The organism is Microbulbifer agarilyticus S89 (assembly GCF_000220505.1).
GTDB classification, from domain to species: domain Bacteria; phylum Pseudomonadota; class Gammaproteobacteria; order Pseudomonadales; family Cellvibrionaceae; genus Microbulbifer; species Microbulbifer agarilyticus_B.
In genome coordinates, this window is sequence record NZ_AFPJ01000036.1 from 120,851 (window position 1) to 144,081 (window position 23,231).

Annotated in this window: 12 protein-coding genes; 10 read left to right on the top strand and 2 right to left on the bottom strand. The window is 55.3% G+C overall.

Going from position 1 to position 23,231, the window contains the following annotated elements; all coding sequences use genetic code 11:
* Positions 1-167 precede the first annotated feature (167 nt).
* From AS89_RS0111495 to AS89_RS0111540, 10 genes are all read left to right on the top strand, one after another.
* Entirely contained in the window at positions 168-2,525 is a 2,358-nt protein-coding gene (locus AS89_RS0111495; protein WP_010132786.1) for a WD40/YVTN/BNR-like repeat-containing protein, read from the top strand.
* Positions 2,522-3,364, top strand: a complete 843-nt coding sequence (locus tag AS89_RS0111500; RefSeq protein WP_010132787.1) for a sugar phosphate isomerase/epimerase family protein — start codon at positions 2,522-2,524, stop codon at positions 3,362-3,364. Before AS89_RS0111495 ends, AS89_RS0111500 begins: the two co-directional genes overlap by 4 nt.
* 318 nt (positions 3,365-3,682) lie before the next feature.
* A complete protein-coding gene (locus AS89_RS0111505) occupies positions 3,683-4,453 on the top strand; it encodes a SapC family protein (RefSeq protein ID WP_010132788.1) in 771 nt (256 codons plus the stop codon).
* An 11-nt stretch (positions 4,454-4,464) separates the two neighbouring features.
* The gene (locus tag AS89_RS0111510; protein ID WP_158217361.1) at positions 4,465-5,493 is read left to right on the top strand and encodes a cupin-like domain-containing protein; all 1,029 of its coding nucleotides are present in this window, start codon (positions 4,465-4,467) and stop codon (positions 5,491-5,493) included.
* A 152-nt stretch (positions 5,494-5,645) separates the two neighbouring features.
* Positions 5,646-9,293, top strand: coding sequence for an FG-GAP-like repeat-containing protein (locus tag AS89_RS18980; protein WP_010132790.1), 3,648 nt, complete (start codon positions 5,646-5,648; stop codon positions 9,291-9,293).
* The gene (locus AS89_RS0111520; RefSeq protein WP_010132791.1) at positions 9,283-11,022 is read left to right on the top strand and encodes a CRTAC1 family protein; all 1,740 of its coding nucleotides are present in this window, start codon (positions 9,283-9,285) and stop codon (positions 11,020-11,022) included. Before AS89_RS18980 ends, AS89_RS0111520 begins: the two co-directional genes overlap by 11 nt.
* A gap of 65 nt (positions 11,023-11,087) precedes the next feature.
* Positions 11,088-11,990, top strand: coding sequence for a nucleoside hydrolase (locus tag AS89_RS0111525; RefSeq protein ID WP_100169361.1), 903 nt, complete (start codon positions 11,088-11,090; stop codon positions 11,988-11,990).
* A 75-nt stretch (positions 11,991-12,065) separates the two neighbouring features.
* The gene (locus AS89_RS0111530; RefSeq protein ID WP_010132794.1) at positions 12,066-13,475 is read left to right on the top strand and encodes a sulfatase family protein; all 1,410 of its coding nucleotides are present in this window, start codon (positions 12,066-12,068) and stop codon (positions 13,473-13,475) included.
* Positions 13,476-13,626: 151 nt separating this feature from the next.
* Positions 13,627-15,267 (top strand): sulfatase/phosphatase domain-containing protein, encoded by a 1,641-nt coding sequence (locus AS89_RS0111535; protein ID WP_237709680.1) that lies wholly within the window; start codon positions 13,627-13,629, stop codon positions 15,265-15,267.
* 21 nt (positions 15,268-15,288) lie between these two features.
* A complete protein-coding gene (locus tag AS89_RS0111540) occupies positions 15,289-16,383 on the top strand; it encodes an energy transducer TonB (RefSeq protein ID WP_010132796.1) in 1,095 nt (364 codons plus the stop codon).
* Between the two features lie 146 nt (positions 16,384-16,529).
* On the opposite strand, the gene AS89_RS0111545 is transcribed toward AS89_RS0111540, so the two are convergent.
* Complete coding sequence (locus AS89_RS0111545) at positions 16,530-18,008, bottom strand: glycoside hydrolase family 125 protein (RefSeq protein ID WP_010132797.1); 1,479 nt, start codon at positions 18,006-18,008, stop codon at positions 16,530-16,532.
* Between the two features lie 57 nt (positions 18,009-18,065).
* Positions 18,066-23,030, bottom strand: coding sequence for a fibronectin type III domain-containing protein (locus AS89_RS0111550; RefSeq protein WP_193374573.1), 4,965 nt, complete (start codon positions 23,028-23,030; stop codon positions 18,066-18,068).
* Between the last annotated feature and the right edge of the window lie 201 nt (positions 23,031-23,231).

Genomic DNA, 23,231 nt, shown 5'->3' on the forward strand with positions numbered 1-23,231 from the left:
CAGTAGCCTGGCTAATGTCGGTAGTGGTAGCCCTTGCGATATTGGGGTGTTCTAAGAGTGATGATGTCCGCGCGCCCGATCTGAGATGGGAATACTGGGCCCCTGGTGGTGGTGGCGAAATCCAAAGTATCTATTTGGAACCTGGAGTAAAGGATCGTTTCTATGTCATGAGTGACATGGAGGGACTATACCGTTCCGATGACGGCGGTGAGTCCTATCGTCTTCTTGCAGCAGATCTACCTCAGCTCAATGTATTTGGGCTTACCAGCGATCCTCAGAACCCAGACAAGCTATTCCTTGGCACCCATCGTATGGCGCTGGTGAGCGAAGATGCGGGGGAGTCCTGGCGGGCGATAGAAGAAACGCTGACGTATCCGATTCAGCTTATCCAGGTTAATCCGCAAGATAGTAGTCATGTGGTGATGGCCTTAAGCTCGCCCGACATTGTCGATCTAAATGATATGCCCAAGCGCGTACCGGAGTACCCTCATGGGGATGCGCACCCCGGGCTGGTGTTTGTCTCTCGGGATGGTGGGAAAAGCTTTACCCAGTATTTTTACGATCGAGAGCACGAGAAGGCGCAGAACGCATGGCAGTTGGAGTTTGATAGCGATAATCGGCGCTTATATATCGCCACCGAGCGTGGCTTGTATGCCTCCGCTGACGGCGGCGAAAGCTGGGAAGCAATCATTGCTCCAGATGGTTTCTCTGCTGCCCTTGGCATTGACGTGTCGCCAGATGGCGAAACGGCATTCGCGATATTTGCCCGGGACAAACAGATATCGTCGGTGTTTGCCGCCGATGCACAAGCGCTGGCCGCAGGCACCCCGCAGTGGAACCGGGTCGATCATTTGTACCCGGGCCCGGAAGGTGATCCCGAGCTGGCGCAGCAACGACTGGCGCAGCCTGGCGAGACGCGAAAGGAGTATGACGGAGAGTCATACACAAACCCGGGCCAGCGCTATGCGCGACTCAAGATTGACCCGCGCAGCGGAAAGGCGGAGTTCGGTTTGGATGCCAAGGTGCGGTTGCTAATGGGTAAAACCATGAAGCACCACAACAGCTCCTTATTTTACTCGGAGTTCGATGTGAGTGACGGTGTTCCGCAGCGTGGGAGCTGGCAGCGAATCTATTACGAAGGCGGTCGCAAGGGCTGGGAAACCTCGCAAGGCTCTGACAATTACATTCAGGTAGATAGTTTCGATTTTGTGCCGCCGAGTTGGCAGCGTGACAACGCCATCATTTTGGAAAATGGCCATGGAATCAGCCTCCTGGATATGGGGGCTGAGGGGTTCCCGAAAACCGGCGGCGAAACAGTGTTGTATCAGACCGCGGTACGCGAAGGAAACGGTGCCCAGGGGCATGTTACCTGGCGCAATCGAGGCTTTGTTAATACCTACAATGGTGATTTCGCCACCAGTCAGAATTACTTTGTGGCGGCACTGAGTGACCAGGGGCTGCACGAGAGTTGGGATCATGGCCGTAGCTGGATTCGCGACCTGCGCCCGTCACCGAAGATCACTGCATCGAAGTCAGTGGAAATCCTGCAAACGGAGCCCCCGGTGGTAGTGCTGGGCACGGGCTATGGTTACGGTGCCGGTGATATCCCCATGGGGCTTTGGGCAAAATCTCTGGTGCACCACTCTCCTGAAGACCAGTGGAAGCATCTGGCAGGTGGGATCGCCGACTGGACCGGGCCTGAGTCTGAAAATGCGAACGGGTTGCCGTCGGTACCGGACCACGCGCGGGTCCCTATGAATGAAGAGGCCTGGGGGTATCGCATCTGGGCGATGGCTGCAGACACACAAGTGCCTGAGCGTTTGTTTGTCGGCTTTAAAAGCGAAGGTATCTACGTTTGCGACAACGTGCCCGCGCTACTCAGTGGTGAGGGGGATGGCTTCCGTAAGATGGATCTGGGCCCGGTTGAGCTTCCTAAAACGAGTCTCGTCGCGCACCCCCTCAGAGGCAATGCGCTGTTCTATCCCACTGGCAACAGCTTGTACCTATACAGTGATGGCGAGAGCCGGGAAGTGCATCGCTTCACTGGACTTGTTGAGGACGTGAATGCCTGGGTCGACGGTGATGTCTTACATCTTGCCGTGGCGGCCGTAAACCCGGAGGACGCAAGCCACAATGTTTACGTGAGCTCAGATGGCGGTGAGCAGTGGCACACGGTGCTAGATCGTGCAGGCCTGCGCGAGGCGGGGGTTCCCGGCTTCTTCGAGACCTCTGCTTATCCGCGGGGAGATCCACTGATGCCATTTATGGGTGGGCTCGCAGGCTACCAGGATTGGTTGATCATACCGGTTGGCTCCATCCGTAATAATTTGGGTATCTTTGCGGTTTACCTGGGGCAGGGCGCGGAACAGGCTTCTGTGTTTAACATCACCGGCAAGGGGGCAAATCGTCACGGCTATACCCGTGTGAATGAGGGCGAAGTGCGTTGGTTAGATGGTGTGCCATGGATTGTACATAGCACTCGCGGTGCAGGTGTCGTGGCGGCTAGCCTGGAATCGTTGCAATGAAAGTCGCATACCTGTGTCCCTTCTGGGGCTCAGAGGATATGCCGTTTGAGTCCTTCCTTGCCAAGGCGCGCGCGGCGGGCTACGACGGTGTAGAAGTTGCATTCCCGGATGACCGGGGGCGCTGTCGTGAAATGGTCGCCGCATTGCAAGAGAGCGGGCTGATTTATGTCGCACAGCATTGGGACACGTTTACTACTGATTTTACTGCTCACCAACACCTTTACTATCCCCGCCTTGAACAGTTGGCGGAAACCGGTCCTCTGTTTATTAACTCCCACAGCGGTCGCGATCATTTCTCGCTGGAGGAAAATCTGCTGTTGCTTGAAGGGGCGGACCGACTTTCGGAAGAGCTTGGGCTGCCGATCTACCACGAGACGCACCGCGGCCGCTTCAACTTTGCATGTCATGTCACCGCTGCTTTCGTCGACGCCAAGCCAGACTTGAAACTGACAGCGGATTTCAGTCATTGGTGTTGTGTCGCCGAGTCTCTACTGGAGGATCAACAGGAGGCTCTCCAGAAAGCCATTCAGCGTAGTTTCCACGTGCATTGCCGGGTAGGGCATATTCAGGGGGCTCAGGTGATGGACCCTACCATGCCGATCTATGCGCGGGCGCTCGAGAGGCACTTGCTGTGGTGGCTCGAGATTGCCGCGGTTGCCAAGGCGCGAGGGCAAAAGATACTGACATTTACCGCTGAATTTGGCCCAGCTCCCTATATGTTGCCTCACCCTGAGCGTGCGGGGCCGATTGCCAATCAATGGGCGCAAAATGTTTGGATAATGGAAGCATTGCGCCGTCATCTTGCGCAAAGCGGCGTCGGTCACTCCCTAATTTCGTAATAGCGATCATCTTCCACTCTCGGCAAAACCGATGGGTACATGCTTGATGTTATCGGTTTTGCCGCCCAATCTAGGCCTAATGGCGCCAGACCACTCCCGGGTGTGCTTAGTCAATCATTTTCATTCAAGTGTTGACTGTTTGTGATTGTAAATGCTAGTTTTTGCTACACAATAACGATCATAAAAGCGATGACTCGGCTCTCAGCGGTATTCAGGTTTCTTCGGTTGCGGAAATTGCCTGTTCTTGGAATAGGCAGCTCGATGAAGGAACTTTGAGGCGTAAGTAGTCAGGTCTCGCGTGAGAAAGCGGTGGGAATAATGGCGAACACGGTACTCCTGAACAACGTCGACCACGGGTCGCTCAAAGTAGTCGAGCATTATGGGGAAGCGCTCGGTCACAACGTTGGGCGCACGGTTGTGTTCCCTGCAGAATTTGAGCAGCTTCAGTGTGAGTACCCACTTTTAATCGCTCGTGGAAGCGACCCCGGCCGGTATCAATGCATCGCCCTGTTTGGCTTTTCCGCAGACGAAAACCTCTTTCTAGATCCAAGTGTCCCCGGTAGCTGGGATGCCAGCGTAGTCCCCCTGATCATTGCCAAAGGGCCCTTTTTGATTGGAAATCAGGAAGAGTTCACGCCATCCGGTCCGGTACGAAAAGCGGTAGTACATATCGACCTGGATGATCCCCGCGTAAGTACCTCCGAAGGCCAACCGCTGTTTATGGATTTTGGAGGCAGCTCACCTTTTCTTGAGCAGGTTCAGCAGCGACTTCAGGCGTTGGACGAGGGCATTGGCATGAGCCGTGCCTTCACGCAGGCGCTATCTGATTTGGGGCTATTGCAGGCGGTCGCACTGGATATTGGTCTTAGTGATGGAAATACCTACAAGCTCGAGGGCTATTTCACTGTGAGCCGCGAACGCCTTGAGGCGCTGCCAGACGAGACTTTGGGTCAATTGCACCGTGGTGGCTACCTCGCCGCTATTTACGCAATGCTTGCCTCTCTAGCCAATATGCAAAAATTGGTGAAGCGCAAAGAGGCGCTGTTGGCTGCGGAAGCCCAGGTAGCAGCAGAGGTCGTCAGCGCATGATCGGCGAGGCCGTGGCCGAACTGCAGAGCCCCCCTTTGGCGGTGAAAGAAATTGACTGCTCTGCTGCTGGCGGAATGGTCGGTGCTGCAGTGATTGCCAGTGGTGAACCCGTGGTACTGCGGAATCTCGTGTCGCACTGGAATCTGGTGGCATTGGCAGCCGAAGGTGATGCGGTATTCGCCGGCGAGTTGCTGTCGGCCTACAACGGTCGCACGGTCATGACCTATAGCGCACCAGCCCAAGAACGGGGGCGTTACTTCTACCGGGATGATTTCCGGAGTTTTAATTTCACAAAGCAGGGTGACTCTCTGTCTGGTTTCTTTGCGCGTTTGGAAGCTCGCAAAAACGATCCAGGTGCGCACTCTATATTTGTTCCATCGATGCATCTACCGAGCTTTTTGCCATCACTTATGGACAAGAACGTGCTGCAAATCGATGGGGTCGAGGCACCGCTGGTTCAAGCATGGCTAGGAAGTCCCTCATTAATCGCCTGTCATTTTGATTCGATGCAAAACATTGCCTGCTGTGTTGCGGGAAAACGCCGTTTCACTCTCTTTCCTCCTGAGCAGGTTGCAAATCTCTATGTGGGTCCTCTGGACAACACACCAGCTGGGCAGCCGGTGAGTGTGGTGGATATTGATCACCCGGATTTGGATCGTTTTCCAAGGTTTGCAGACGCTCAAGCAGTCAAACGAGTGGTCGAGCTTGAGCCAGGAGATGCCCTTTTCCTTCCGAGTATGTGGTGGCATCAGGTTGAAGGGCTCGCGCCTTTTAATGGCATGATTAATTACTGGTGGCGCAATACCCCCGCATACTGCGGTGACCCAATGGACGCTCTGACCCATGCGATGCTGAGTATTCGTCAGCTGCCGGAGGCAGAACGTATCGCCTGGAAAGCACATTTCGAACACTATGTTTTCACCTCGCAGGACGGTCGTCATGACCATATTCCCCAGCCGGCACTTGGCCGGCTGGGGCCTTTTTCTGAGCGCGAGGCGAGGCGGCTACGCTCGATACTCCTAAATCAATTGAACTGTTAATACATCGACCGAATTACTCGTGGATAATAAAAATGAAAAAAGTATCTTCAGTAACGAGAGAAAATCAAACCAAGCAAAGATCTGCATCTGAACAGCCTTCGCGGCTAGGTAAAGGTACAGGGCCAGCAAGCGCGCTGTTTGCTGCGGCTATTATGCTGTCTGCATGCGGGGGCGGGGCCGGCGGAGGAGATTCCGATCCGGGTACAACATCGCCACCAATTGCCACCCCGCCGGATACTGGCAGTGATGATTCACAAAATGCGTGGACGTTTCGGGATATCACGGCGTCTTCTGGTCTCGCACATCAGTGGGGCATAGTAGGGGCCAGCGAGTCAAATCCTGAAAGCGAACCCGAGCTATTTGCGGGCGGTATCGCCGTAGGCGACTATGACAATGATGGCCGGATTGATATCTACATTGATTCCGGAAATCGAGAGCCGAGTAAGCTTTACCGAAACCTGGGTGGCAATCAGTTTGAAGAGGTTGCGGCAAGTGCTGGGGTAAAACTAGAGAACCATCGGGGTAGCGGCCCAACGTTCGCAGATGTCAATGGCGATGGCTGGTTAGATTTGTTTGTCGGCGGTCTTGCTGGCGATGGAAATCGGCTGTTTATTAATAATGGCGATGGTACGTTTTTGGATGCCACAACAGCTTCCGGTTTAACCATGGAAGCGCCCAATACGGTATCGGCAGCTTTTGGTGATCTCAATGGTGACGGTTTCCTCGACCTCGCGGTGGCCCACTGGGGTAATGAGGTCAAGCCGGAGACCGAAACTATCTGGTTGGGCAATGGCAGCGGCTATTTTTCTGATGCGAGTGAAGCCACGGGAATCGCTGCCCAGCTACACACCACCGATGCAACTGGCGTTGCCGGTGTAAAAGACTACTCCTTTACCCCGACCTTTGCCGATTTCAATAATGATGGCTGGGCCGATTTGGCCATGGTTGGGGACTTTGCTACCAGTAAATATTTCTTAAATGACGGAACCGGTCGCTTGATGGATGCCACTGCCGGGCAGCTATCAGACGAGTTCGGTATGGGCAGTGCCATTGCCGACTATGATAACGATGGTGATCTCGACTGGTTTGTTACGTCAATTTTTGAAACGTCGGACTTCGGTGTCGCAAAAATAGGAAACCGCCTTTACCAGAATGGCGGTGGCTACTTCGACGATGTGACGTTTGCCGCACGGGTTGAAAATGGCGGCTGGGGCTGGGCCGCTTGTTTTGCGGATTTCAATAATGATGGTGCGCTGGATATCTTCCATACCAATGGATGGTATGAGGCATCTCAATATGACCCGGAGCAACAGGACTACCACGTAGACCCCAGTAAATTGTTTATCAACGATGGCGGTGGTGTCTTCGCGGAAGAGGCAGAGCTTCGCGGTATCACAGATGTCGGTCAGGGACGTGCTGTTAGCTGCTTTGATGCCGACAATGATGGTGATATCGATCTGCTGGTGGTCAATAACGACCCCCAGGGGAACAGCTTTATTCTTTATGAGAATATTGATGGCAACGAAGCCGGAAATCACTTAAGTATTTCTCTGCAGGCGAGTGGTGGGGACACCGCAGCCACCGGCACCCGAGTCTATGTCACCGCAGGTGGCGAAACACAGATGCGGGAAGTACAAATTGGCAGCAACTTCACCAGCCAAAATCCGCAGCCACTGTATTTCGGGCTGGGTGATGCAGAGACCATCGATGTCCTTCGTGTGCGCTGGCCGGATGGCTCCGAAGAACAAATCGGAAACTTCCCGGCCAATCAATGCCTGCGTATTTCCCCCTCCGGCGACGATGTTCCCCTGGCCGGTGACCACTGTATGAATCCGGCGGAAGACTGGCAGCCTGTCGAAGGCGGTGGCTCCGATCCTGGTAACCCTTCCGCGGAGCCACCGCTAGCGACGCCGGGGGTCGGTGTCGACGTGAAGGACGTGTCACCGTCCGTGGCACGTCAATGGAGCGAAGTTCTGCTTGAAGGTGTGCGCAACGACTTTGCACGTCCCACCGTGCATGCGCGCAACCTGTTTCACATTTCCGCCGCGATGTACGATGCCTGGGCGGAGCTTAGTGACACCGGTGCGCAACATTACCTCTTGGGGCAATCTCTGAACCAGTTCAGCTGTGAACTGGAAGCACACAATATTCCGCAATCTCTGCCTGCGCAGCAAACTGCTGTGTCCTATGCGGCTTATCGTATTATCGAACACCGCTTTTTCCGTTCGCCCGGAAAAGTGCACACAATGGCCTTGGCCGATGAACTGATGGTTTCACTTGGGCTAGATGTCAACTTTGTTGCCAAAGACTACCGCAACTATGGTGCTGCGGCGCTGGGCAACCACGTGGCGGATTGCTACATCCGGTATGGATTGCAAGATGGTGCAAATGAACAGGGCAGCTACGCCAACCTGTTCTACGAGCATATTAACGGCATTATCGAGCCGGAGAAGCCCGGCAACCCCAATGCGATCGCGAGTGGCGACTGGAATAGCTGGCAGCCGATCTCATTGAGTGAGTCCATCGATCAGTCCGGTAATCTGGTGAGCGATACCCCACCTTTCCTGAGCCCGGAGTGGGGCAATGTCTTGCCGTTCTCGCTAACCGATGGCGACGCCACCATTCAGACCCGTGCCGGTGATACCTACAAAGTGTTCTTTGACCCGGGCAAGCCGCCCCTGTTGGGTACGGCGACGTCCGACTTTTATCAGTGGAACTTCGCCCTTGTCGCCGCCTGGTCTGCACATCTGGATCCTGCAGACGATGTACTGATCGATATTTCCCCACGCAGTATCGGTAATAATCCAGCGTTTCCGACAGCGGCCACGATTGCAGACTACGAGCAGTTCTATCAATTCGAGAGCGGCGGCGATGCCAGCCGGGGTTACGATGTTAATCCGGCCACTGGCGAGCCATATACACCGCAGCTGGTGAAACGTGCCGATTACGCACGGGTACTCGCAGAATTCTGGGCCGACGGACCAGACTCCGAGACACCGCCGGGACACTGGTTCGTGCTGATGAACGATATCTTTGACCACCCTGATTTCGAGCGTCGCTTTCAGGGTGAGGGCGACGTGATTGGACCGCTGGAATGGGATGTAAAAGCCTACTTCGCGCTGGGCGGTACCATGCACGACGCGGCCATCTCAGCGTGGAGTATCAAGGGTTACTACGACTATCTGCGACCGGTATCCGCAATCCGGGTGATGGCCGACCTGGGGCAGAGCAGTGACGACACCCTGGGCAATTACCATCCGCACGGGATCCCCTTACACCCCGGCTTCTCCGAAATCGTCGAGATGGGCGACCCACTTGCTGGGTCGAGCAATGAGCACCTGGGCAAAATAAAGCTCAAGGCTTGGCGTGGCCCGGACTTTATCGCGGATCCGGCAACCGACATGGCGGGCGTTGACTGGATTCTGGCAGAGAACTGGTGGCCCTATCAGCGTCCAACCTTTGTGAGCCCGCCATTTGCAGGGTACATCTCCGGGCACTCTACCTATTCTCGCGCGGCGGCAGAGATGTTGACCCTGTTGACCGGTAGCCCATATTTCCCAGGTGGAATGAGCGATTACCGGGCTCCAGCGAATGAATTTCTGGTGTTTGAAGAGGGGCCCGAAACCGACGTCGTACTGCAGTGGGCCACCTATCGCGATGCCTCAGATCAATGCAGCCTATCCCGCATTTGGGGCGGCATTCATCCGCCGGTGGATGATATTCCGGGGCGCATCATCGGTGAGCAAATCGGTAAGCGCGCATTCGAAAAAGCCACTGGCTACTTTGGCAATGTCCAGTAAGCTGGCTAAAAAAGCGTTACCGGGCGCCGTCACATTTTACGCGCTCGGCATCGCGATACTGCTGGCTACCGGGTGTGGCGGTGGCGGCTCCAGTGATGAGGCACCGGAGCCAAACCTAATCCCGGCGCCGCCGGTATCACCACCGGATCCAGATCCTGAGCCCGAGGATGATGGTGAAGATAATCGCTGGAAGTTCACACGCTTGGGCTCGGAGAGTGGCTTGTTACACCGGTGGGGTATAGAGGGTGCAATCGATAATACCGAAGTGACTCAGGCGGAATTCTTCGGTGGAGGAATAGCCGTCGGTGATTTTGATAACGATGGCTGGATTGACCTCTATATCAATTCAGGCAACCAAGAGGCTGCAAAGCTCTTCCGTAACCTGGGGAACAATCGCTTTGAGGATGTGGCCGCCCAGGCCGGAGTGCAACTGCTGGACCACCGCGGCAGTGGCCCTACATTTGCGGATGTGGACGGGGACGGCTGGCTGGATTTGTTTGTCGGTGGTCTCGAAGGTGACCCCAATTACCTGTTTATTAACCGCGGTGATGGCACTTTTTCAGATCAGTCGGCAGTCTCCGGCCTGCGCACCAAGGCACTGAATACGGTGTCGGCCGCATTCGGCGATTACGACCGGGATGGCCATCTGGATGTCGCTTTTAGTCACTGGGGCAATCCGTTCTCCAGCGAAACAGAAACGCTGTTTCGTGGTCATGGCGACGGCACCTTCACCGATGTCAGCCGGCAAAGTGGAATTGCGGATCAAATACTCACCGAAGGCGCCTCCGGTGTAGAAGGCGAGCGGGATTATAGCTTCACGCCGACTTTTGCCGACTTCAACAACGATGGGTGGCCAGATCTTTCCATGGTTGGTGACTTCGGTACCTCAAAGTATTTCCTGAATGATGGCGAAGGCCGCTTCAGTGATGCCACCAACGGACAATTGACCGATGAATTCGGTATGGGCAGTGCAATCGGTGACCTGGATAACGACGGTGATCTCGATTGGTTTGTCACCAGTGTATACGAGTTTAACGATTATGCGGTCACCAATATCGGTAATCGTCTGTACCTGAATGACAACGGCAATTTCAGTGACGGCACCTTCTATGCCCGCGTGGAAAACGGCGGCTGGGGCTGGGGCGCTTGCGCGGCGGATCTCAACAATGATGGATTTCAGGATATTTTCCACACCAGTGGCTGGTATCAAGACAATGGACAGCAGAACCCTACGGAAGAAGCGCCGGTTGATCAGACTTCATCCGTGAATCGTGCATTTATCGCTACCGGAGATGGACGATATTCTGAGCGCGCGGTAGAGCTAGGTTTGACCCATGTTGAGCAGGGGCGAGCTGTGGTGTGTTTTGACGCTGACAGGGACGGTGATATAGACCTGCTTGTAGTCGGCAATACCATGGAATCGCAGGCAATAACGCTCTACAGAAACGATGGCGCCGCCGCAGAGGGAAATTATCTGCAGGTGGAGCTACAGGGCGGCAACGGTAATCCGCAAGCCGCCGGTGCGAGGGTGTATGTGACAGCCAACGGAGTTACACAAATGCGTGAGCTGCACATAGGCTCCAGCTTTACCAGTCAGAATCCATCGGTTTTGCATTTTGGCCTCGGTAGTGCTACCGCAACTACCGCGCTGACCGTGCGTTGGCCGAACGGAAGTGAACAGTCCATTGATATCTATGAAGTCAATCAGCGGCTGGTTATTCGAGAATAAAGAGGCTTGATATCGTGCATATCGTAAAGGAATTTCGGCGCAAGGCGATTCATTGTGTGGCGTCCATGTTGGCAGCCTGGGTGGTATCGCCAATCGCCGTCAGTGCCACACCAGTACGCGTGATTGTGGATGCGGACACCGCCAACGAAGTGGATGATTTATTCGCCGTCACACGAGCAGCGGTGGCTGAAGAATGGGATTTGCTCGCCGTAACCGCTGCCCAGTGGCAGGCAAGCCACTGGACGATTCCGGAATCGATGGAGGAGAGTCATCGACTCAATCAGATGATCCTTGCGCATTTGCAGTCTGATATTCCGACATTTCGCGGTGGCAAAAATCGGCTGTATGACTGGGGAGATCAGGCCCAGCATTCTGCGGCGGCCTATCAGATTATCCGTCAGGCCAATGCCCTGCCCGCAGGTGAGAAGCTAAAGGTGTTGGCTCTGGGATCTTTGACCAATGTCGCCTCTGCCTTGTTGATCGAGCCCGCCGTTGCAGACCGCATTGCCGTCTACTGGCTTGGCTCACAGTACGATGCGGCGACCGGCAAGCACCGAATTGACGATTTCAATTGCATGATGGACATCCAGGCGGTGTTCAAGGTGTTCGAAAGTCCGGTTGAGCTCCATGTGATGCCGCTGAATGTGGCATCGGCCCTGACAATGGAATTTTCGTCTGTGGAAGCGGCGATGACGGGCCGCCATCCATTGGCAGACTTCCTGGTTGATCGATGGCAAACGCATATTGATCCATTGAAGGAACGCAGAATTATCTGGGATCTTGCCCTGGTGACGGCGGCATTGAAACCGGATTTGGCGCGCGCGGAAAAAGTCGTGACTCCCCAACTGCTCGGTGAGCGCGAGGTGTGGTTTTACAGCGAGATTAATGCGACAGCAATGAGGGCTGACTTCTTTGACATGGTGGCGAAGTTGTGGCCCTTGGAAGACGCGGCGCTTACACAGAATTGACCGAACGATCGAGGTGTGAAAGCGCCTAATTGGGTTTGGTAACAGATAGCGGAATTGACGGAAGGTAAAGCAATAATGAAAGCATTCGCAAAATTTGCTGTTTTGATTGGGCTGCTGGGCGGCGCAGCGGGATCGCTTGCCACCGAGGCAACGGAGTCTGGCGGTGAGGCAGCCCAGGCCGACAAGCCAAATATTATCTTTATCCTGACCGACGACCAGCGTTGGGACGCGGTGGGCTATGCCGGCAACGATATCATTCAAACCCCCAATATTGACGCGCTCGCCGAGCAGGGCACGCGTTTTAGTAATGCCTTCGTCACGACGTCTATTTGTGCCGCGAGCCGTGCATCGATCATGACCGGTCTCTATGAACGCAAGCACGGATTCACATTTAATGAGCCACCGTTGGCGAAGGAGTTTGTCAATAATAGCTATCCAAAATTGCTCAAAGATGCGGGGTATCGCATCGGTTTTGTGGGTAAGTTTGGCATGCAGTTTGAGGGCGACCTCGACAGAACACTATTCGACTTCTACAAGCGCCCTGGAGAAGAGACCGAGGCAGGCCGTTACTACGAGCTCAACCTGGAAACTCATCGCCACGAACACACCACCGCCCGTATTGGGGACTTGAGTGCGCAGTTTGTTCGGGAAAGCGCGAAATCCGGCCAACCGTTCAACCTTTCAGTGAGTTTCCACGCCCCACATGCGGACGATCACGATCCGAATCAATTTGTCTATCCGCGAGATTTGGCCTTCCTCTACGAGGACGTCACCATTCCCGAGCCCCCGCTGGCAGACGATCGTTATTTCGATGCACAGCCCGAGTGGGTCAGAAACAGCATTAGTAAGGATCGCTGGTACTGGCGCTTTGATACACCACAAAAATATCAGGAAATGGTGAAGGGCTACTACCGCATGATCAGCGGTCTGGATCGAGAAGTGGGCAAGATTGTGCGCGAACTGGAGAAAGCCGGCGTCGCCGACAACACCATCATTATGTTTATGGGCGACAACGGCTACTTCCTCGGCGAGCGTCAGCTGGCCGGTAAATGGTTGCTGTACGAAAACAGTATTCGCGTGCCGTTCTTTGTTTACGACCCACGCCGCAAGGGTATGGAAGTCGACAAGATGGTGCTGAATATCGATGTGGCGCCGACCATTCTCGAATTGGCCGGTATCGATATTCCTGAATTGATGCAGGGAGAAAGCGTGCGCCCACTGATGGACGGCAAGCTGTCCGGGTGGCGTACCGAGTTCCTAGGCGAGCACCTTATGAACACCGACTGGATACCCAAGACCGAAGGGGTGCGCACCGAGCAATACAAGTACCTTCGCTATCCGCAACACCCGGGTTATCAAGAGCTTTACGATCTAAAAGCGGATCCCCTGGAGGCCAACAACTTGGCGAACCTGGCCGAGCACCGTGAGACTGTGGCCATGTTTAGCGCGCTCACGGATCAATTGATCGCGCAGGCTGCGAACTAAGCGCCTGTTAGTAGATAAAAATTTTATTGACTTCTCTCGTTGGGCCACTCAACTCATGGTGTTGAGTCGGCCTTTTTTTTGAGAGCGAGAAGGATTGGTTGCAATGCTTGATTTCAAAAGAATGTTAAGTGCTTCGCTCAACGGAGTTGGCGTGGTGTTATTGGGTTGGAATACGGCCATTGCCGCCGCCGTTGATGATCAAGGGAGAGAAAAGCCCAATATTATTTTCATCATGTCAGACGATCACGCCTATCAAGCGGTGAGTGCCTACGGCTCCGAACTTATCGAAACACCGCATATTGATCGCCTGGCGAAGGAGGGAGTGCGTTTCGACAATGCCAGCGTGACCAATTCCATTTGCGCTCCGTCGAGAGCGACCATTCTCACAGGAAAGCACAGTCACCTGAATGGTAAGATTGACAATAGTGCCCCCTTCGATGACTCCCAGATGACGTTTCCGCAGCTATTGAAAAAAGCGGGATACGCCACCGCCATGTTTGGGAAATTGCATTTTGGTAATGATCCGAAGGGCGTGGATGAGTTCATGATCCTGCCGGGGCAGGGCGATTACATCAATCCGGATTTTATTACCCAGAACGGGACGGTGCGTAAGGAAGGGTATGTTACCGATATCATTACCGATGAAACCCTGAAGTGGCTGGACAACCGGGATCAGGATAAGCCGTTCTTTCTCGCGTACCTGCATAAGGCTCCGCACCGTCCGTGGTGGCCGCGGGCTGACAAGTTTGCGAAGTTTTACAACAAAGAATTTCCCTACCCGGATACCTTGCTGAGTGATAACAGCGGGCGCGGCACGGCGGCACAGACCGCGGAAATGTCTCTGCTGCGTGATATGCGTTATTCCCACGATTCCAAGATCTTTCCCGAGACGTATGCGGCGATGGAGTCAGTGGAGCCGCCGATCCCGCCATCAAGCTGGGGCTTTGAGGAGCCCTTCAACCGCCGTGTCACCCCTGAACAGCGCGCCGCCTATATGCCAACGCTGAGAAAGATCAATGAAGACTTTCGCCAAAACTGGCCGAGGATGTCCGATGAGCAGAAGGTTCGTTGGAAGTACCAGCGTTATATGCAGGACTACCTCGGAACCATCTCCTCTCTAGACGATAACGTCGGGCGCCTGTTGGAGTATCTGGACGAGTCAGGTCTCAGTGACAACACCCTGGTGATTTATACCTCGGACAACGGCTTCTATCTTGGCGAAAACGGCTGGTTCGATAAGCGATTCGCCTACCGGGAATCTTTCCATGTGCCCCTGCTGATGCGCTGGCCCGCAAAAGTACCTTCAGGGCAAGTGTCTGATGAACTGGTACAAAACCTGGACTTTGCGCCCACCATTCTGAATGCGGCTGGTGCCGAAGTGCCCGGCGATATGCAGGGGCTGAGCCTGCTGGAGATTCTGCAGAACCCCGAGTCAGAACTAGGGCGCGATGCAGTTTACTACCACTACTACGAATATCCCGCGGTGCATATGGTCAAACGCCACTACGCGATGGCAACCAAAGACTACAAACTGATTCACTTTTACCACGACGTCGACGAGTGGGAGCTTTATGACCTGAGCAAGGACCCGACAGAACAGCACAATGTGATTGATAGCCCTGAATACGCTGGAGTGCTGGAAGCCCTGCGTGGTCGTCTTGAGAGCCTCAGGAAAGAAGTGGGTGATTCTGCAGAACTGGATCGACATTTTATCGAGCTGACCGGTGATGCGGATGCGCCGGACTGGTTCCGGAAAGTGGACGACAGTGTTGATGCGAAGCGGAAGCGCTAGGATTACAGGGGAGAGATGACTATGCACCGGTTAGTAATTGTTCTTTTTACGATGGCCATGTTCAGTGGCGGGGCTTACGCAACTGAGCTAAAGGAATTGTATGCAGCGTATCAGCAGGCGCTTGAATCGGGAGGTCGCAGTGAGATTCTGGACTCCGCTAAGAAAGTCTATGTGTATACGCGAGATAATCATCCTGAGACTAGCAAAAGCCGGGCAGCATCTGCCCTCAACTATGGCGAGGCGCTGCTACTTGACTGGCAGTACAGTGCTGCACATGATGTTCTAGTAGATGCGGTTGGTTTTTTTGAGGATATTTATGGTGAGGAGGCCCTTGAGCTAGTGGATCCACTCATTTTGTACGCACAGGCTTATGCTGGCGCTTATAAATACCGTGATTCCCGTGGCTCCCGTGGATACAGAAAAATCGTAAAGCGGGCGCAGAAGCTCGTCAAAACGCATCGTGGAAAGGAATCGTATTTGTACGGAAAAGTGACGCTTGAAGCCGCGCGGATTGGCGTTGATATTGCGGAAGATTTTCGCGCGACAAGAATTGCAAAGGAGGCTTACCGAATTTTTACTGAGGTACACAGTGACCAGGTTTTTGATCGTTATCTAGCTACGTTTTATATGGGTAAGCATCTCATGGCCATAGATAGCAATAAAAAAGCGGAGCCCTATATTCTTGAGGCATTGGATATCGCGACCTCTGACCAAGAAAAATCCAATAGGTTTGAGTTGACTGCGCGCGCATTCCTGGTGGAGCTTTATGAAAAAATTGGAGATCAGGCGCGCTCCACCGAGCAGTGCCAATTAATTGGCAAAAAATCGCCCTTTGATATGGACGGGGAGCCAAAACCAATATTCAAACCGGTATTGAAGTATCCTGAGTCGATGCTACGAGTCGGAAAAAGTGCTCGCGTTGTTGCGAACTTCACTGTGGATGCGAATGGATTTGCGACAGACATCAAGTTCCGAGATGAGCCTGAGACATCGCCCTTCGCACAGGAGGCGCGTACATACTTGGAAAAATCTCGTTATGCGCCAAGGTTTGAAGATGGTGTAGCGGTGGATACACCTGATAGAAAAATGACTTTTGGTTTCTCTATTGCCGAATAGCTGAATATGTCTAATGAGTAGCCCCTGAAGCCTATCAGATAACTCATGTGGGTTATCTGATGTTTGCTTCAGGAAATGCCGTTTCAATAAAGGCTGTTGTCTACTGCCTGAGAATCAGGCGACGATCACTCGCAGATTGATTATTGCTAGCTCAGGGCCTCAAGAAGTGATAGACGATCCCGGTGTAATCTTACGATCAGCTCTCCAAACAGTGTATTCGCCCACGCAAACCAGGCGCGATTGAAATCTGTTGGATCGTCCTTGTGAAAGGCCTCGTGCATAAAGCCGGTACCTGCATGGGTGATTTTCAGCATACTGAGACAGTGGGCGATTTCCTTGTCATCGCGCGCGGTCATGGCGCGCAGGATAATCCCCATGGGCCAGATTTTTTCCTTGCCCGTATGCGGGCTGCCCTGGCCCTCCGCGGCGGTGCCGCGCAGAAAATAGGGGTTGCTGTCGGAGAGCAGGAAACGGCGGGTATTCTGGTAGATGGGATCATCGGCAAAGGTTGGGTCCAGGTAGGCCAGGGACATGAGTGATGGCACGTTGGCGTCGTCCATAAACAGCTTGTTGCCGAAGCCGTCGACTTCATACGCATAAATTTTACCGAAGCCCTGATGCTCCGCGATACAGTGGGTCTGAATGGCTTCATCCAGTTCGTCGGCAAAGTCCAGGCAGGTCTGAGCCTCTTGTGGCTGATCGAGAATATCTGAATAAATACTCGCTAGCTGGCGCAGAGACAGCATGGCGAAGATATTGGACGGTACCAGAAACGGGAATACGGTGGCGTCGTCGGAGGGGCGGAAGGCGGAGGCGATCAGGCCTACGGGATTGACCGGGCGGCCGGTGCCTTCGAATACCGGAGCGTCGATCATTCGGCCCGATACCCGCACAAAGCGGTAGGGGCTTTCTCCCTGCTTGCGCTGCTCGGTGCGGAATACCTTTAGAACTTCCTGCATCGCTTGCTGCCAGTTCGTATCGAAGATACTGCTGTCGCCGGTGGCTTTGAAGTAGCCATCCGACAGTCGAATCACGTAGCACAGGGAGTCGATTTCCCATTTGCGTTCATGGACGCCGTCGATGGGTGTGGGCTCATCACTGGCCCACTGGGATTTTTTGCTGAGATCTTTATAGAAGGCGTTGGCATAGGGATCGCGCAAAATGCACTTTATCTGCCGGTTGACCAGCCCGGCAATCAGGTTGCGAATCTTTTCATCTTCATTGATCAAGCTCATATAGGGCCAGACCTGCGCCGTGCTGTCGCGCAGCCACATGGCGTCGATGTCGCCAGTGATGATGAAGGTGTCGGGCTTACCGTCGATCCACTCGAAATCTACCGTGGTATCAAGGGTGTTGGGATAGCAGTTTTCGAATAGCCAGCGTAGCTCCGGGTCTGTGATGGCGCTGCTGATCTGTTCGATGGTGCTTTCCACCGCGCTGCTGCGAAAAGTTCGCTCAGCCGGGGCAGGGCGGTTTGAAACCAGCGCGGTCCCTCTATTGGCCTCCGGTTTTTGTTGGGCGGCACGCGCGCCAACGGCGTGTGCCAGCGGTGCGAGGGAGAGGCCCAGTAGGGCCGCTCCGGTTTTTAACAGGGTACGTCTTGGGTACTGGGTTGGCACTTTCATGGTAATGCAGAATGCTCTTTGTTTTCGGTTAAGGGCACTGTGGAAGAAGGACTATTTTCACTGGAGTACCACGCTGCCCTGGTTCCAGCTGGGTTGGTCGCCATTGCCGCGCTTCCACTCACAGGTCACTACTGGCTTCTGGCCGTAAATACCATCGACTTGGTGGGTGGTCATGCCATGGTTACAGCTGACGATACGCACACCGTTGTCCAGGGCACTGGTATCGAGCCCGTGGCCGGCATATTCGGCCTTCAGCCAGGCTTTGTGACTGCTGCCGTTGCGGTATGAGAGCTGATCCAGTGTCAGGTTCAGAGCGAAGCTCTCGCCAGTGGGCGCGCCGGTACTGTCGATAGGCGCGATGGCGCCGCGCAGAGTTTTTCCGTCCTCGTTGATGCCTTTGAAGTAGGGTGAAGCATCTCCACCGGAAGTGGTTAGGGCGAGGGCGAAGGGCACGATGTCCGCATTGTCACCGGGTGCCGATTTCCACTGGCATTGCACACCGTTGATGGCATCCGCACCATCAAAGCCCTTGAGACCTGGACCGTCGATGCCCGGGCAGGTGATTTTGCCGCTGGCAAGCTGCGGGGTGACCTGCAGCTTGTAGTCTTCAGGCTTAATGTAGGCCTTGTGACCGCTGCCGGCACCATAGCTCGCCTGATCCAGGCTTACGGCAATATTGTGCAGTGTGCCGCCGAGAGAAATGCCTTCCGCGAGGAAGGCATGGGAAGAGAAGCTAAGGGAAATAGCAGCCCTTGCGGGCTGCTCTCCTTCGCTGCTGGTTGCGGGCTGCTCGGTTACCTGAGCCTGGCCGCCATCCACCACAATGGCGGTAGAGGTGGTCCAGGTGGAGGCCTGCCCACTGGCACGGCGAGACTTCACGCGGAAGGTATAGGTTTCGCCAGCGGTGAGGCCGTCGAGCACCACACTGGTGCCGGTGATGTCGTACTCTCCTTTGCGCCAGATGTCGCCTTGCAGTTGTTTTTGCGCGTCGTAAGTGACGGCGTCCACCACCGTGTTCCAGCTCAGACGCACCGAAGTACTGGACAGCACTTCCACCACCAGACCGGTGGGTGGCCCGAACTCGCCACTGGCTTCCACCTGGGTGGTTGCAGACGCGGGCGCGGACCAGTCCGACTGTATGCTGCCGCTAATGGCGCGCACCTGGTATTCGTAGGTGGTTTCTGCTGAGAGACCGGAGTCGGTTGCCGCTGCACCCGCCGGGGTCGCAATCGTTGCCCAGCTGCCACCTGCGATACGACGTTGGACCTCGTAGCTTTCTGCATTCACCACGGCATCCCAAGCCAGCGCGATCGTACTGGAAGACTGCGCGGTGGCATTCAGGTTTTGTGGTGTTTCCAGTGTGATGGCGTCGCTCAGAGTGTACTGACCGGAAGTGGTCCAGGTGGTTGCCTGTCCGGCCGCGTTACGGGACTTGACGCGGAAGCGGTAAGTACCGCTTTCTTCCAGACCGTTGATTACCACCGAAGTATCGGCGATGTCGTACTCGGCTTTACGCCAGATGCTTTCTGAAGCGATTTGACGTTGGACGTCATAGGTCACTGCGTCGGTTACTTCGCTCCAGCTGATCTGTGCGGATGTTGCGGAAAGCACGTCGACGGTAATGACTGCGGGAGGACCAAAGCTGCCGCTGCCGCCACTACTGCTACTGGAAGTACTGCCGCCACTACTACTAGAGCTGCTGCTAGTAGATCCACCGCCACTGCTGCTTGAACTGCTTGAACCGCTGGAGCTGCTGCTTGAGCTACTGGAGCTGCTCGAACTACTGCTTGAGCTACTGGAACTGCTCGAACTACTGGAACTGCTCGAACTACTGGAACTGCTGCTGGAGCCACCAGTTTGTTCGCAGTACTGCTGCAGGCTGACGTCATCGATCCACACCTCGGCGGTGTTGCCGCCAAGGAATATACCCAGGTTGAGATTGCCAAAGTCCACATCCGGTTCGTAGAACAGGGTGAAGGTTTGCGGGCTGGTGGTAAGCTGCAAAACATCGGCATTCTTGATGTTCCACCACGGGCTACTGGCCTGGTGGATTTTCACCTCGATGCTGCGCGCTGCAGCGGATTTCGCGGTGAACATCAGTGCGTATTTCTTGCCCGGTTCAAGCTTGCCGAACCCGCGCTGCAGCTGTACATCATTGGTGTTGCTGGCCTGGCTGATGGCCACGTGCAGAGCGTCACCCTCGCCAAAACCGGATTCCACACCTGTGGTGCCAGCGGCTACCGCACCGGCACCGCTATTGACGTACAGGTTCCAGCCGCCCATGCTGCCGCTAAAGTGGCCGTCCGGAGTCAGGTTTACCGGCTCGCAGGGCACCGGCGGAATCACCGGTTCACCGGAGGTGGTGGTGCTGCTATTGGAATAGCCGGACTCGCCCGCATCGTTGAAGGCGTAAACGCGATAGGTGTAGTCGGTATAACCGGCGAGGTCGAAGTCGGTGTAGGAGGTGGTGTTTGTGCCTACCTGGCCGACCGTCATGTACCTGCCACCACTGGTACTGCGCTCGATGCGGAAGCCTTGCTCGTTGTCGGCAGCGTCGTTCCAGCTGAGGTTGATGGTGTTGGTCGGTGCGTCCAGGTTGCCGCTCAGGGACGAGGGCGAAGCAGGTGCGCTGGCGGGCTTCGCCGGCAGGGGCAGCGCGGGCATGTCGGTGCGCCACAGTCCGGCACCAGGGGTGGCGGAGTAGATGCGCATCATGCCGTCGGTTTCGATAAAGCGCGAACCCGTCATGCCAGAAAAGTGCATGTCGCCAGTGATGTCTTCCCAGGTCACCGAACCGTTGCTTTGGATAGTCCCGAGGAACACGCCGTAGCCGACCTGCAGCGAGTGGTCGTAGTAACTCACCAGCAGTTTGTCGGCATAGGCCGCGGAGCCGCCTTTACCCGCGAAACCGAAGCGATCACCCACCGCGTCCCACCACACCAGATTGGAGGTGGGGCGAATGCTCATGGCGTCGGCGGGGGTAAAGGCCTTGCTCCAAGTTTCGCCTTCATCAGTGGAGAGTAGCACCTGCCAGTTATTGCCATCGGTCAGGCCGGGGCCGCCACCTTTGGCGAAGTTCATCAGGTAGACGGTGCCGTTGTGCTCCCAGGCGTGGACTTCGTGATCCCAGCCGGAGGTGGCGACCTTCTGCTCAAAAGCCCAGGTACCATCGGCCTGTTTCTCACCGCGCCACACGCCCTGGGTACCACCCGTAGAACTGAAGAACACCACATCTTCATTGGTAGGGTGGGGTGCAATGGTGCGCGCGCTGCGCGCATCGCTATTGCTCAAGCCCTCGTAAATCAGGGTGACCGGCAGCTCCTCGCCGCGGGCGTGATAGTCCAGCGCGCGTCCGATGTCTTCCACCATGTACAGGCCGTAGTTGGAGGAGAACATGAATACCTTGGCCGGGTTCACCGGAGACACCGCAACATCACGCAGCACACCTTTGGGTAGACCGGCTTTTGCAGAAGGGCCGCCGGCAAGTTCCACCCATTGGTCACTCGGGTCGTGATTGACGAGTTTTTTCGCCCACAAGCGACCGTTTTGTGCGCCGCCGCCGTAGCCGGACGTGGCCTGGGCAACCACCGTGGGGGTGCCCCAGGCGTCGGCAATGTCCATCGCCTGTACGTCGGACAGGTTCAACCCACCCGCACGACGGTGCTGCATGTTGCTCCAGGAAATTCCCCCATCCCAGCTCTCTACCAGGCCGTTGTCCGCCTGGCCCTGGATCACGTAGTTATCGTGCACCGCGACATCATAGGTGTAGGTACTTTCGGTGCCCTTGCCGGCGTAGGTCGGCCAGGGAGTGTCGTACCACCACACCTGAATATTGTTGTTCGGTGTGGAGTACTTGTTGTACCAGGTAAAGTTGTCACTACTGGCGTCGTGACTGGCATAAAACATGGTCTGGTTGGTGGTGGACCAGACACCGCGCTCCCAACCGCCGGTGGCCGGCGTGTAGTGGGCAAATCGCGCGTTTGGTGGGTTGGCAAAATCCCAACCCATGTCGTAACTGCCATCGTAGGCGTCCCAAATTTTCTGCCAGTAAAACTGATCCAGGGTACCGTCCGCACTCCAGTTGAAGGTCCCCTCGTAAAGACCGAAGCGGTCTTTCACCGCGCCGAGCAATACTTTGTGGCTGTCGCCGGTCGAGCGTGGGTCCACCTCCGGATACCAGTAACGACGGTTGCCTTCGAGGCCTCCGGTAATCTGCTGCCAGCTGATATTGTCGGTGCGCGTGGCGTACAGCAGCCAGTTGCTGTTATAGCGCACGTCCGCCACATCGGTGGAGTAGCTCGCGTACAGCACCTTGCCATCTGGGCTCACTGCCACGCCGCGGTTGCGCGGGCGGTCACTGGCCGGGTTGGGCAGGCGAGTCCAGTTGAACCCCGCATCGGTACTCTTGAACACACCTTTGTTGGATCCCAGGTACACAACTTGCGGGTTGCTCGAGTCGAAACTGACGGTGTAGATGTTGCGGTCGCGGGCCGTGTCGCTGCTGAAAGTGATCTCCTGCCAGCTGGCCCCGCCGTTTTGCGACAGGAAGATGGTGCCGGGGCCGGTGCTGGACTCACCGAACTTGCCGATAAAGTCGTCATCGTCGCGCCAGCCGGGTGCGGCAATAACATGACTGGGGTTGTCGGGCTTGAACGACACGGCGCCTATGGAGCGGTTTTCGGTTTCCGGCACTAGACGGTAGCTTGCACCACCATCGTTTGAGGTGTGCAGGCCATACAGTGTGCCCACGAACACCTCGTCGGAATCGCCGGGTTTAACGGTGACAGAAAACACCCGGTTATTTACCAGGTGGCCGGTGATGTGCCAGTGCTCGCCGTTGTCGATACTTTTATATACACCTTCCATATCCGAGGCCATATACACCACGTTGGCCTGGTTGGGGTCGGCTACCACATCCTGGACTTGACCGCCCGCGCCGGGATTCAGGGGTTCCCAGTGCTGTTGGGCGAAACTCGGCTGCAGGCATAGCATGGCTATGCTGCCCAATAGAAGTTTTCTCATGATCGCCTACTTATTATTTTTGTGAGTGTGCGGGCCGGCGCTCGGCCCCCGAGTGGTCATCCACTTCTGGCACGGCTACCGAAACAGCAGGCAGCAGACAGCATCGGGAGACCGGTACTGCGACGATCAGTATATTTCAAAAGCAATCACAATCAACTCATATCGAATCAAAAGTACGCACCACGGGTGTTATTGTGCGCC